The organism is Geojedonia litorea (assembly GCF_042654525.1).
Classification (GTDB): domain Bacteria; phylum Bacteroidota; class Bacteroidia; order Flavobacteriales; family Flavobacteriaceae; genus Geojedonia; species Geojedonia litorea.
Genome location: NZ_JBHSGP010000014.1, coordinates 1391494 through 1405172 on the forward strand (window position 1 = coordinate 1391494; position 13679 = coordinate 1405172).

Here is a 13679-nt window from a genome sequence, read left to right on the forward strand (position 1 = left end):
AATATAATTATTTATTCGATAAAAGTGGTGATTTATCCGATAAATTGCAAATTATTTCTAAAATTCTTGATGAATAACCAGTTTCATTGTCGTACCAACCCACTATTTTTACCATGTTTCCAATAACCGAAGTCATTAAAGAATCGAAAATGCAAGAATGGGTATTTCCTACAATATCAATAGAGACTATGGGATCTTCAGTATATTCTAAAATTCCTTTTAATTTAGTTTGTGCAGCTTTTTTAAAGGCATTGTTAATATCTTGTATGGAAACGGTTTTACTAACATTAAAGGTTATATCGGTTAATGAGCCATTAGGTACAGGAACACGAATACCACAACCACCAATTACATCCGAAAGTTTTGGGAATATTTTTGTCAAAGCTTTAGCGGCTCCAGTTGTTGTAGGTACTATAGATTGCCCTGCAGCTCTGGCACGACGTAAATCCCTATGTGGTTGATCATGTAGGCTTTGATCTGTCGTATAAGAATGTACAGTAGTAATATAGGCCTGTTTAACGCCACAAAGTTCATCCACAACGGCAATCATAGGTGCTGCATTATTGGTGGTGCATGAGGCATTTGAAACTATAGTTTCTAGGCCTGTTAACAAATGGTCATTAACACCTAAAACAATGGTTTGTATAGAGTCATCATCTGAAGGTACAGATAAAATAACATGTTTTGCTCCGTTATCTAAATGATGTTGTAAATCTGCTTTGCTTTTAAATTTTCCAGAAGATTCTACAACAAAATCTACTTCATTTGATTTCCAATTGATTGCATTAGGGTGAAGTTCGCGATGTAAAGGGATTTTTCGACCATCAACTATGATATGGTTGTTATCATGCTCTATTTGATGTTTAATAATACCGTGAATGCTATCATATTTTAATAAATGTGCTAGCGTTTTAGAATCGGCAATATCATTTATGGCCACTACTTGCATATCTGGTCTTTCGAGAATAAGCCTAAAAACACGTCTGCCTATTCTTCCGAAGCCATTAATAGCAACCCTAATCATTAATTAATATGTTTTTGTGCTTTGTATGAAGATCTTACCAAAGCACTACTTTCTACATGACGAAAACCTAAATCCAATCCAATTTGTTTATACTCATCAAATTGATCTGGAGTAATAAATTGTTTAACTGGTAGGTGTTTTTTACTAGGTTGTAAGTATTGACCAATTGTGACTACGTCAACCTCATTTGCTTTTAAGTCATGAAGCGTTTCAATCACTTCTTCTCGGGTTTCTCCTAAACCTAGCATGATGCCAGATTTGGTGCGTCTTTGCCCTTGAGATTTCAAATATTTTAAAACGCCCATACTTCGATCATATTTGGCTTGTATTCTTACCTCACGGGTAAGTCGACGAACTGTTTCGATGTTATGAGATACGACTTCAGGAGCAACATTGATAATTCTGTCAATATGATGTTCAATACCTTGAAAATCTGGAATAAGTGTTTCAAGGGTTGTTTCAGGGTTCATACGTCTAACTGCCTTTACGGTTTCAGCCCACATAATACTTCCCATATCTTTCAAATCGTCCCTATCTACGCTAGTTAAAACGGCATGTTTGATATTCATTATTTTAATTGAACGGGCTACTTTTTCGGGTTCATCCCAATCCACCGATTCAGGTCTTCCGGTTTTAACTCCGCAAAAGCCACATGACCTTGTACAGATATTGCCTAGGATCATAAATGTAGCCGTGCCTTCTCCCCAACATTCACCCATATTAGGGCAACTTCCAGAAGTACAAATAGTATTTAGTTTGTATTTATCAACGAGTCCTCTTAACTCGGTATATTTTTTACCAGTAGGTAATTTTACGCGAAGCCATTTAGGTTTAGCTTGACGTTCAGGTAAGATGTTTGACGCTGTTTCTGAATTCATTTCCATAGAAATTTTCAAAGGCAAAGATACAAAGTATAATTGTAAATCGATGTTATAATGTATATAGAAACCAAATACTGAATCCTATTAAAAATAAAATTCCAAACCAACTTAAAATATGCATGGCTGTTGAAGGCTGCCACTCTTTAGGCGTATGTTTACTGCTCATTAACCTGTAATTAATAATAGCGTAGAACGGTGCCGTTAAAAACGATAAAACGGTAGCAACCTGTACGAGTAAACCCATTTCTGAAGCCAAAAAAAAGAAAATAATAATTGTCCCAATGATTAGAATTAGAATCCAAAACAAATATCCACGTTTTAAAACATCACCAAATAGTAGATGGGACGTTTTTTCCATTGCACGTGGCGATGCATCTAATGTTGTTAAGGTGGTACTGAACATTGTAGTGAAGGCAGCAATACCAATTATGATATAGGCCCAGTTTCCTAGACTTTGCGTATACATGTTAATAAGTTGGTCTGCAAATTCACCTGCTTTTGCACTAAAAGTTGCACCGCTTTGAAACATGACTAAAGCACCTAAAGCAATGAAGCCTAGTCCAAGAACAATCGTAGCTATATAGCCAATATTAAAGTCTAACAAACAAGATTTTGTATTGAAATTAGACTCCGTTTTTTGTTTTTCAATCGCCCATAAAGAATGCCATACAGAAATGTCTAATGGAGCTGGCATCCAACCCATAAAGGCAATCAAAAAACCTATTTCGAGTGTGTTTTTTGGCAAGACCTGGGTGAAATTAGTAATTTGAGTAGCCTTTGTGATTGCTAATATTACTGCAATTATGGTGCTTATAGTTAAAGTGATTATTATAATTTTCATAAGTTTATCCAAGAGGTTATAGCGCCCTTTAATAAGAATTATAAAACAAATGATTAAAATAATTACTGTCCATGATTGTACCGAAATCAGATTACCAAATAATGATGAAGCCAAACCCGCAGTTACTATGGTTACCGCAGTTTGTATAGTAAACATGGTGGCAAAGGTTATTATAAAGTATGCGATCAAAATTCCTTTACCTAGTTTTTTATAGCCATCCAAAAGAGTTTCTCCTGTTGCCATGGCATAACGTGGTCCAAATTGAAAAAAGGGATATTTAAAAAGATTGACTAATATCAAAGCCCAAACTAAACCAAATCCAAAATCAGCACCAGCTCTGGTAGATTGTACCAAATGTGAAACACCAATTGCAGCACCTGCAAATAGTAACCCTGGACCTAATTTTTTAAAATCGAATGGCATTATGTTTTCTTTATAATTTCGGCCAGTAGTTTTTTGGCTCTTAACAATTTAACTTTAACATTGCTCATGGGCTCATTAAGTTGGTCTGAAATTTCCTGGTAACTCAATTCCTGAAAATATCTTAAGTTTATAACTTCTTGATAGTGAGGTTTTAATTTTTTGATGTCTTTTAACAATTTAGCGAGATTTTGCTGGGTAATGATGTTGTCTTCGGCTGAAGGAGACTCGTCCATAATTTGGTGATATTCATCATTATCTCTTGTATTTACAGTATTTGATATAGACGATTTTCTTTTTCGAACTAAATCGATATGCAAGTTTTTTGAAATGGTAATCAACCATGTTTTAAACTCGTACTCGGGGTTGTAAGTATGAATTTTATCAAATGCTTTTGAAAAGGTTTGAATGGTAATATCTTCGGCATCATTTTCATTTTCGGTGCGCTTAAGTTGAAACCCATAGACATCGTTCCAGAAGGTGTCCAATAAATAGTTGAACGCCGTTTGTTCATTGTTTTTAGCTTTTTCAATAGCTGTTTTTACTTCCAATGCAATGGTTTTGATAGGATATTTTTTATAAATATAAAGAATTGTACACTAATAATTGCGACTTCCAGAAAAGGAAAAAATGGAATTAAATCAGATTCTTTTAGCTTTTTAGAAGCAAGACCTAGACTCATATAAGCCGAAATAAAACGGAGTAATATGAGTATGGTAATTAGTTCCCAAAGCGAAGAGACAACCAATAAGAGTGGTGATAAGATATAGAATAAGATTTGAGAAACATAGAAAACTCCTAACAGTATTTTGTGCTTTAGCTTATAATATTTAGCTGTACTAATATGTCTCCGTTTTTGAAGTATCCATTGTTTAAAAGTTTGTTTTGGAACAGATTCAGTAAAGCTGTTTGGGGTCATACATATTGTAGTATTGTCTTTAGTTGCAATCTGATTTACAAAAAGATCATCATCACCAGATTTTAAATGCATATGATTCATGAACCCATTGGCATTAAAAAACAATTCTCTACGATAGGCTAAATTTCTCCCAACTCCCATATAAGCTAAACCTATTTGAGCATATGAAAAGTATTGAGTAGCAGTTAATAAAGTTTCAAAACGAATAAGTTTATTCAGACCAGAATTTTTAACCTTTTTATAAGCACCATAACCTAAAACTATTGACTTTGTTGAAGTAAAGTGCTTGCTCATATCGCGTATCCAATATTTTGAAAGTGGTTCGCAATCAGCATCTGTGAACAATAAAAAATCATGGGTTGCAGCTTTTATACCTAAAGTCAATGCATACTTTTTATTTCCCCAAAACACCTCAATATTTTTAACATTAACAATTTTTATGTTGTCATGTAATGCTTTGAAGCGCTCCATCACTTTAAGCGTTTTGTCCGTTGAGCCATCGTTTATGAGTACGATTTCAAAACTATGATAGTCTTGACCAATGATTAAAGGTAATAAGCGTTTTAAATTCTTTGCTTCGTTTTTTGCGCAAATTATAACTGAAACAGAGATGTTTTTGGCTAAATGGCGTTTTTTTTCATTACCAAAGGAAAACTTGCCAAAAATTAAGAGGTAATAAATAATTTGTATGCTAACAACAACTATAAAGGTGTAGAGTAAAACATCAACAATAAGCATTTGCCGTTAAGAGTGTTGAGGTTCGTTACAGTTTTCAAATTGATCAGGTGTCTTGCCACAAAAGCCACAAGCTTCACCTTCTTTATTAAGCATAGGGTTTTGGCTCGCACACGTACCGGCAAATTTGCCATCCTTTTTTGCCCAAAGTTTAATTGCAATTCCCGCAATGCCTAAACCAAGAAGAATTAAAGTAATTAGTAGAAGTTTCATTAAAAAATATTTGTGCAAAGATACTGTTTTTAGCAGAATTTTATATTTAAGATTTTACAATAAAAAAACCACTTAATTAGTTTAAGTGGTTTTTAAATTATGCTCTGTTTTACTTTTATTGATTAGTCTTTAGTGTAATTTCAGCAACCTCATTTTCGGCTGTTGCCCTGTTTGCCAAACTGTTTTTTGGTTCAATGGTAATACTTAACCCTAATGCATTCTCCATATAAGGTATAGATTGTAGCTTTTTGCTAGAGGCATCTAAAATGCCAAGATTGACCATTTTATCTTGTAATTCGGCCCAAATTTGGTAGGTTTGGTTTTCAGGAAGTTGAGGCAATTCAACAACATCAATCATTGACGTCTTGTCAACTGCATTTATATAGGCAACGGTTTTAAGGTTTTTCGCTCTAGCATTCCCTCTCAATACATATTTCTCGGTTTCAGGATTGTTCAGTTTCATAAACTGTCTCATCACATCGTCCAATTTGCTATTATTCTTTTCTATATCGCTTCTTAAGTCAAAAATTTCGTCTACTACAACTTGATTTTCCCTTACCAAATCTTTATTATACTGAAATAACATAAAAGCAGTAACGGCAAAAATAATTGCGGCTGCACTAGCAGCAATGCTATACCAAGGTGTCTTTGAATTTTGAGGCTGTAATTGGATAACTTGCTTATTTTCTGTAGAGGGAGTTTCTTCCTTTATAGCTTCTAAAATGTCGTCTAAAATAAATCTTGGAGCTTCAACGGCATTTGCTTTAGCCATGATTTCTAAATTAGTCTGAAGTAAATTATATTCTGCTTCAACTTCAGGATAACAAGAAATAAAATGTTCAACTTCTAAATTTTCTTTAGGAGTGGTTGAGCCTAAAACATATTTCTCGAGTAGGCCCGATTGTAAAAAGATATGTAGCTTTTGTTCCATTATTTTCAACATTTAATGGTGATAAACTTTCTTAAGTTCTCTCAACCCAATTTTTAATCTGGACTTAATTGTACCAAGTGGGATATCTAGCTCTTCGCTGGCTTCCTGTTGTGTCATGCCCTCAAAAAAGAGAGCTTTTAACACAATTTGGTACTTATCGTCCAACTGCCCAACATGATCTCTTAAATCTAAAACATCCTGATTTAAGTTTGATGTTGGTAGAATATATACGTTTGATTTTTCAATTTGGACTTCTTTCTCAAATCTATTATTAAAACTTCGTAATTTATCTATGGCAGTATTTTTTGCAATTCTATATAACCAAGTGAAAAGCTTGGCTTTTTTTGAATCGTATTTTTTTGAATTTTTCCAAACCTTTACAAAGGTTTCTTGAAGTGCATCTTGTGCTAATTCTTCGTTTTTGGTCACTTGTAAAATAACACCGTATAACGAATCAGCATAATTTTCGTAAAGCAGATTAAGCGCCCGATTGTCAGCTTTTTCAAGAAGCTGAACAATGTTTTGTTCTAAAGACGTGCTCAAAAGTTTAAAGTTTAGTTTTTAACAACGTAAATACACTAGAATAAATTACAAGCTCAATTAAATTGTTCAAATAGTTAGGATGGTAAAATTACTAATATTTTGTCAATTTTAAATTTCATTAAATTGTTTTAAGCCTTATTTAATTAATGATTTTCATTGTTTGAAGACTAATTTGAAACTAAAATCAGTTTAAATTAGATGATATTAACTTCGGTTTCAATTGAAACATTGAAAATTTTAAACACTGTTTTTTGGATGAGTCTTGCCAAATTTAGTATCTCTTGACCTTTAGCACCACCATAATTTACTAGTACTAAAGCTTGTTTTTTATGTACGCCAAAATTTCCCAAGGTTTTACCTTTAAAACCAGCGTGTTCAATTAGCCATCCTGCCGGGATTTTAATTTCGGTTGGAGATACTTCATAACTTGGAATACTAGGAAACTGTGTTTTTAACTCTTCAAATTGAGTTTTGCTAATAACAGGATTTTTAAAAAAGCTACCACTGTTACCTATCTCTTTAGGGTCGGGTAATTTACTTTGACGAATGGCAATAACAGCTTTAGAAATATCTTGAATGGATGGTTTAGTAATGTTGTATTCTTGCAGTTGACTGGTTATTGCGCCATAATCTGTATTCAATTTGTGGTTTGTTGCTGTGAGCTTAAGGGTAACGCTAGTTATAATAAGTTTGTCTTTTAACTTTTGTTTAAAAATAGACTCTCTATAATCAAACTGACAATCTGATTTTTCAAAAGTCTGTAATGAGAGGGTTTTTAGGTCAATTGCTTCACACGAAACAAAAACATCTTTAAGTTCAACCCCATAGGCACCTATATTTTGAATTGGAGCGCTACCAACATTACCTGGTATGAGTGACAGGTTTTCGATACCTCCATAATTATGCTGTAAGCACCATAAAACGAATTCATGCCAATTTTCACCTGCATTAGCTTTAACAACGACATGGTCATTGTCTTGAGAAACAACATCGATACCTTTTAAATCAATTTGAATAACTAATGCTTCAATATCTTGGGTAAGCAGCATGTTACTCCCGCCACCTAAAATGAATTTATTAGGATAAGCTTTCAAACTTAAAACCTCTTGTAAATCCTTTAATGATTGCACCGATACAAAATGTTTGGCATTAACATCAATACCAAAAGTGTTGTAGGGTTTTAAAGATATGTTGTGTTGAATGTGCATTAATCTTTATAGACGTTTAATGCTTCCTTTAAAATGGCAACTGATTTTTTAAGACTTTCCTTATTAAGAACATAAGCAATTCTTATTTGATTGAGTCCAACTCCTGGAGTAGAGTAAAACCCTGCGGCTGGAGCAACCATAATGGTTTCACCATTGACATCAAATTTTTCGAGAAGCCATTGCGCAAAGTTATCTGCATTTTTTACTGGTAGTTCTGCTATACAATAAAACGCTCCATTAGGTTTAGCCACTCTTAATCCTTCAATTTTCTCAAGTTCAGAGATAAGTATGTTTCGTCGTAACACATATTCGTCAATGACTTCGTCAAAATAACTTTGAGGTGTATTTAATGCTGCTTCACTGGCAATTTGTGCCAAAGTTGGAGGGCTTAAGCGCGCTTGTGCAAACTTTAGAGCTGTTTTTATGACGTCTTTATTTCTTGAAACCAAATAGCCTATTCGTGCCCCACACATGCTATAACGTTTAGATACAGAATCAATCATAATAGCGTGATCTTTTAAACTTTCTTCCTGCATGATAGAATAAAACTCTTTACCATCATAGACAAATTCTCTATAAACTTCATCAGCAATAAGGAATAAATCGTGCTTTTTAACAATTTTTGCGAGCTTTTTGATTTCTTCTTTGGAATATAAATAGCCAGTTGGATTGCCTGGGTTGCAAATTAGTATGGCCTTGGTTTTAGGGGTAATGAGTTTTTCAAATTCCTCAATTGGCGGTAAGGCAAAATTGTCTTCGATTTTAGAGATAACAGGAACCACGTTTACACCAGATGCTGTTGAAAATCCATTGTAATTTGCATAAAATGGTTCAGGAATTATGATTTCATCATCAGTATCCATAATACTTCCGAATGCAAAAAGCAAGGCTTCACTACCTCCTGTAGTTACAATAATTTCGTCATGAGTAACGTCAATATTGTTTTTAGAATAATACCCTGCAATTTTTTTTCTATAATCTTCTGAACCTTCAGAGCGCGAATATGCCAAAATATCTAATGAATGTATTTTTACAGCGTCTAGAGCAACTTCTGGTGTTTTTATGTCAGGCTGCCCAATATTTAAATGATAAACAGTTTTACCTTGTTTATAGGCAGCTTCGGCGTATGGTACTAATTTTCGTATGGGAGATTCGGGCATTAACAACCCTTTTTTGGAAATTTTTGGCATTACTTCAAATTTATCAAGCAAAGTTCCGAAAATTATCTTAAAGTTTATTTAAAAAACACAGGCAAAAAATTTAGTTGTAACAAAGATTTGTAAATTGTTGTAACACTAGATTTTTATGACAAATAAAAACCTTCTTATTTTTCTTTTGATTTCAATAACGTTTAACGTTATTGGCTATAGTCAAAGTAAATTTAGTTTGCCACGAGCTAACAGTGATAAGATAAGATTTCAACTTATTGATAATTTGATCATTATTCCTGTGGAGATCAATGGTGTCGAACTTTCGTTTCTTGTTGATTCTGGAGTGAGTAAGCCTATATTGTTCAATATAACTAATACAGACTCCTTGCAGATTAATCAAATAGAAACTATTTATTTGAGAGGGCTCGGAGGTGGAGAACCTATAGAAGCTGTAAAGTCTAGGAAAAACTTTTTTAAAATAGGTAAAGCAATTAACATCAATCAAGATATTTATGTGGTATTTGATGATTTAATAAATTTTACGCCAAGGCTAGGAGTGCCCGTTCATGGTATTATAGGATTTGATTTATTTAAGGATTTTGTTGTTGAAATTAACTATAAATCGAAATATTTAAAACTTCACAGGCCAGAGACCTATAAGTATAAAGATTGCAAAAAGTGCGAAGCGTTTAATCTATCCTTTTACAATAACAAACCTTACATGGAAGGTGAAGTGACTTTAGATTCATCAAAAATTCCAGTGAAACTTCTTATTGATACAGGTAGCAGTGATGCGCTATGGCTTTTTGAAGATGACAATTTAGGATTGAGTACTCATCACAATAAGTATTTTGTTGATTTTTTAGGCAAAGGCTTAAGTGGTAATGTTTATGGTAAACGATCTCGTGTAAGTTCATTTAATTTAAAAAGTTTTGAATTTAAAAAGGTCAATGTAGCTTTTCCTGATTCTACCTCAATCAGTTATGCGCGAAAGCATCAAGAACGAAACGGGAGTATAGCTGGTGAGATATTAAAACGATTTAATATAATTATGGATTATCGAAGTGCTAGAATAACCCTCAAAAAAAATGGGAATTTTAGAAACGCATTTCATTACAATATGAGCGGAATTGTACTTGAACAGGATGGTGTTAGGGTAGTCAGAGAGAAGCATAGCAATAAATCCTATGATAATTTTGGAAGGTCCAATGAAGATAATACTGTAATTAATTTGGTGGAAACGTTTCGATACAATTTAAAACCAGCTTATAGAATTGTGGAATTGCGAAAAGGTTCCCCAGCAGAGCTTTCGGGTCTTATGTTGGATGATGTTATTATTTCCATCAATAATAAAGAGGTACATACTTTGTCACTACAAGAAGTCAATCATTTTTTTAGAGCTGGCGAAGGAAAACGATTAAAAATTAGGATAGAAAGGGATTTTATTCCTTATACATTTCAATTCACATTGGAGGACCCACTAAAATAAAAAAGCTTCCCAATTGGGAAGCTTTTAAGTATTTTCAAATTAATTTCTATTGTTCAATTACGCTTTTACCCTTCTTTTCCAGTACACTTGAGTTATTGGAGTCAACAACAACACCCTTTATTTTTAAGGCCACCGTTGGTGTATCGGCATTAGAAATAACCGTAATTGTTTTTCTAATTGGGTTTACTCTATTAGTATCATACTTTACTTCAATTTGCCCAGTTTCACCTGGCATAATAGGAGCTTCTGGTTTTTTAGGCACCGTGCATCCGCAAGTTGATTTAACACTTGATATAATTAACGGTGCATTTCCTGTATTTGTAAATTCAAAAACACGAAGACCATCAGAACCTTTTTCAATGGTACCATAATCAATGGTATCTGTTTTAAACTCGATTTTAGCAACTTTTTCTTGAGCAAATACTCCAAGACTTAAGAAGCCTACGAATAACATTATCATTACATTTTTCATCACTTTAATTTTAAATTGATTTAATCAAAACTACTTACTTTTTGGCTTTTTGCAAAATTAATTAGACGTATGACCATTTTAATAACATAATATATACGCTTTCTACTTAATATTTGGCTCAATAATTTCGCAAAAAAAGAAATATAAGTACTTTTGTCAGTCATTATACAAAAACAATACCAAAGCATGCAAATTCCGGCAAAATATGTAGCATCAAATGTAGAAAACAAGTGGTATGACTATTGGATGAAGAACAAGTATTTTCATTCTAAACCAGACCATAGAGAGCCATATACTATTGTTATTCCTCCACCTAATGTGACAGGCGTGTTGCATATGGGTCATATGCTCAATAATACTATTCAAGATGTGTTGATAAGAAGAGCGCGACTACAAGGAAAAAATGCATGCTGGGTGCCAGGTACTGACCATGCGTCCATAGCTACTGAAGCTAAAGTTGTAGCTAAACTTAAGGAGCAAGGTATTGAGAAAAATGATTTGTCCCGCGACGAATTTTTAAAGCATGCATGGGAATGGACGCATCAATATGGTGGTGTAATCCTAGAACAATTAAAAAAGTTAGGGTGTTCATGTGATTGGGATCGTACCAAATTCACTATGGATGATGACATGAGTGAAGCTGTAATCAAAGTTTTTGTTGATTTATATCACAAAGGATTCATTTATCGTGGGTATAGAATGGTCAATTGGGATCCTGAAGCAAAAACTACCTTATCTGATGAAGAAGTTATACATATTGAACGAACAGATAAACTGTATTACGTTAAATATAAAATAGAAGGAGAAGATGGCTTTGTAACCATTGCAACAACTCGTCCTGAAACTATTTTAGGTGACACCGCCGTTTGTGTGAATCCTAATGATGAACGATTTACAAACCTCATAGGTAAAAACGTAATTGTACCCATTTGTAATAGAGTTGTGCCAATCATTGCTGATGATTATGTGGATATTGAATTTGGTACTGGCTGTTTAAAGATTACTCCGGCGCATGATGTTAATGACAAAGAAATAGGTGATAGGCATCAATTAGAAGTTGTGGATGTTCTTAATGAAGATGCGACATTAAATAGTTTTGGTCTCCATCACCAAGGAAAATCAAGAGAAGTCGCACGTACAGATGTGGCCAAAGAGTTGTTAGATATGGGGCTTTTGGTAAAAATCGAAGACCTTACGCATAAAGTTGGTACAAGCGAACGCACCAAAGCCGTAATTGAGCCAAGACTCTCTGATCAATGGTTTTTAAGCATGGAAAAATTATCCAAACCGGCACTTAAAGCTGTTTTGGAAGACGAAGAAATAAAACTTTTTCCAAAACGCTTTAACAATACCTATCGCCATTGGATGGAAAACATCAGGGATTGGAATATCTCACGGCAATTGCGCTGGGGACAGCAAATTCCTGCGTATTATTATGGCGATGGAAAAGAAGATTTTGTCGTTGCACTATCCATTGAAGAAGCCGTAAAATTAGCACAGCAAAAAACTAACAATCCAAATTTAAATTCGACTGATCTTCGTCAGGAAACCGATGTTGTAGACACTTGGTTTTCGTCTTGGTTATGGCCTATAAGTGTTTTTGACGGTATTAGAAATCCTAATAACGCAGAAGTCAATTATTACTATCCTACAAACGATCTAGTTACTGGACCCGATATTTTGTTTTTTTGGGTAGCGAGAATGATTATTGCAGGTTATGAATATAAAGGACAGAAACCATTTAGCAATGTTTATTTAACGGGCTTGGTGCGTGACAAGCAACGCCGAAAAATGAGCAAGTCCTTAGGCAATTCGCCTGATGCTTTAAAACTCATAGAAGATTATGGTGCCGATGGTGTTCGTGTTGGACTTCTATTGAGCTCAGCCGCTGGGAACGACCTAATGTTTGATGAAGATTTATGCCAACAAGGTAAAGGTTTTGCCAATAAAATATGGAATGCGTTTAGGCTTATAAAAGGTTGGGAAGTAGCTGATACTAGCCAACCAGAATCCTCAAGGGTTGCCATTAATTGGTACCAATCGAAATTTCAAAGCACCTTGGCCGAAATAGAAGATCACTACAGTAAATTTAGGCTATCAGATGCATTAATGGCTATGTATAAGTTGGTTTGGGATGATTTCGCTTCATGGCTATTGGAAATCGTTAAGCCAGGTTATCAGCAGCCTATAGACAGCAAAACCTATAAAGACATCATTAGTATTCTTGAGAATAATCTGAAAATACTTCATCCCTTTATGCCATTCCTTACTGAGGAGATTTGGCAACATATTTCAGAGCGAACCCCAGATCAAGCGCTTATTATTGCGCAATATCCTTTAATTGAATCCTTTGATGGCCAATTGATTGCCGATTTTGAAATGGTTAAGGAGGTTGTTTCTGGAATCAGAAATATTAGAAAGGAAAAGAATATTTCATTTAAAGAAACTATTGAGCTTTCGGTTTTAAATAATGAGAACCTAGCATCATCTTTTGATGAGGTCATCATAAAACTTGGTAACATTTCCAAAATGGAAGCAGTTGATGATGCTGTTGAAGGTGCTTTAACCTTCAGGGTTCAGTCTAATGAGTACTTTATTCCTATTTCAGGAGCGATAAATGTGGAAGAAGAGATTAAGAAAATCACGGAAGAATTAAATTATACAGAAGGATTTTTAAAATCGGTTAGAGGTAAGTTATCCAATGAGCGTTTCGTAAATAATGCGCCAGCTCAAGTCATTGAAATGGAACGTAAAAAGGAAGCGGATGCTTTGGCCAAAATTGAAACGCTAAAATCTAGTTTAGCCAGTTTAAAATAAAGCCTAATGCGAGAATATTGAGAATATTGGTTAAG

The 13679-nt window shown here is 34.1% G+C and carries 13 protein-coding genes; 2 read left to right on the forward strand and 11 right to left on the reverse strand.

The window, feature by feature from the left end:
- Positions 1–7 precede the first annotated feature (7 nt).
- The 10 genes from gap to ACFO5O_RS14140 form a co-directional block, all read right to left on the reverse strand.
- On the reverse strand, positions 8–1024 hold the full coding sequence (gap, locus tag ACFO5O_RS14095) for a type I glyceraldehyde-3-phosphate dehydrogenase (protein ID WP_387964863.1): 1017 nt from the start codon (positions 1022–1024) through the stop codon (positions 8–10).
- On the reverse strand, positions 1024–1902 hold the full coding sequence (gene lipA, locus ACFO5O_RS14100) for a lipoyl synthase (RefSeq protein ID WP_387964865.1): 879 nt from the start codon (positions 1900–1902) through the stop codon (positions 1024–1026). Before lipA ends, gap begins: the two co-directional genes overlap by 1 nt.
- Positions 1903–1954: 52 nt before the next feature.
- Positions 1955–3169 carry an Nramp family divalent metal transporter gene (locus tag ACFO5O_RS14105; protein WP_387964867.1) on the reverse strand — a complete coding sequence of 405 codons (1215 nt, stop codon included), beginning with the start codon at positions 3167–3169 and terminating at the stop codon, positions 1955–1957.
- The gene (locus tag ACFO5O_RS14110; RefSeq protein ID WP_387964869.1) at positions 3169–3717 is read right to left on the reverse strand and encodes an RNA polymerase sigma factor; all 549 of its coding nucleotides are present in this window, start codon (positions 3715–3717) and stop codon (positions 3169–3171) included. The genes ACFO5O_RS14105 and ACFO5O_RS14110 overlap by 1 nt, the downstream gene beginning before the upstream one ends.
- Positions 3708–4823 carry a glycosyltransferase gene (locus tag ACFO5O_RS14115; RefSeq protein WP_387964871.1) on the reverse strand — a complete coding sequence of 372 codons (1116 nt, stop codon included), beginning with the start codon at positions 4821–4823 and terminating at the stop codon, positions 3708–3710. The genes ACFO5O_RS14110 and ACFO5O_RS14115 overlap by 10 nt, the downstream gene beginning before the upstream one ends.
- Positions 4824–4829: 6 nt before the next feature.
- A complete protein-coding gene (locus ACFO5O_RS14120; RefSeq protein WP_387964873.1) occupies positions 4830–5033 on the reverse strand; it encodes a membrane or secreted protein in 204 nt (67 codons plus the stop codon).
- 115 nt (positions 5034–5148) lie between these two features.
- Complete coding sequence (locus ACFO5O_RS14125; protein WP_387964875.1) at positions 5149–5964, reverse strand: anti-sigma factor domain-containing protein; 816 nt, start codon at positions 5962–5964, stop codon at positions 5149–5151.
- A 12-nt stretch (positions 5965–5976) separates the two neighbouring features.
- Positions 5977–6507, reverse strand: a complete 531-nt coding sequence (locus tag ACFO5O_RS14130; RefSeq protein ID WP_387964877.1) for an RNA polymerase sigma factor — start codon at positions 6505–6507, stop codon at positions 5977–5979.
- A 194-nt stretch (positions 6508–6701) separates the two neighbouring features.
- Positions 6702–7715 (reverse strand): UDP-N-acetylmuramate dehydrogenase, encoded by a 1014-nt coding sequence (gene murB / locus ACFO5O_RS14135; RefSeq protein ID WP_387964879.1) that lies wholly within the window; start codon positions 7713–7715, stop codon positions 6702–6704.
- Positions 7715–8905 (reverse strand): pyridoxal phosphate-dependent aminotransferase, encoded by a 1191-nt coding sequence (locus ACFO5O_RS14140; RefSeq protein ID WP_387964881.1) that lies wholly within the window; start codon positions 8903–8905, stop codon positions 7715–7717. The genes murB and ACFO5O_RS14140 overlap by 1 nt, the downstream gene beginning before the upstream one ends.
- A 115-nt stretch (positions 8906–9020) precedes the next feature.
- Between ACFO5O_RS14140 and ACFO5O_RS14145 the strand changes: the two genes are divergently transcribed.
- On the forward strand, positions 9021–10355 hold the full coding sequence (locus ACFO5O_RS14145; protein ID WP_387964883.1) for a retropepsin-like aspartic protease: 1335 nt from the start codon (positions 9021–9023) through the stop codon (positions 10353–10355).
- A gap of 46 nt (positions 10356–10401) precedes the next feature.
- Here the strand turns inward: ACFO5O_RS14145 and ACFO5O_RS14150 are convergent, their stop codons facing one another.
- Positions 10402–10827 (reverse strand): DUF1573 domain-containing protein, encoded by a 426-nt coding sequence (locus ACFO5O_RS14150; protein WP_387964885.1) that lies wholly within the window; start codon positions 10825–10827, stop codon positions 10402–10404.
- 186 nt (positions 10828–11013) lie between these two features.
- Between ACFO5O_RS14150 and ACFO5O_RS14155 the strand changes: the two genes are divergently transcribed.
- Positions 11014–13644, forward strand: coding sequence for a valine--tRNA ligase (locus ACFO5O_RS14155; RefSeq protein WP_387964887.1), 2631 nt, complete (start codon positions 11014–11016; stop codon positions 13642–13644).
- The last annotated feature ends 35 nt before the right edge of the window (positions 13645–13679 follow it).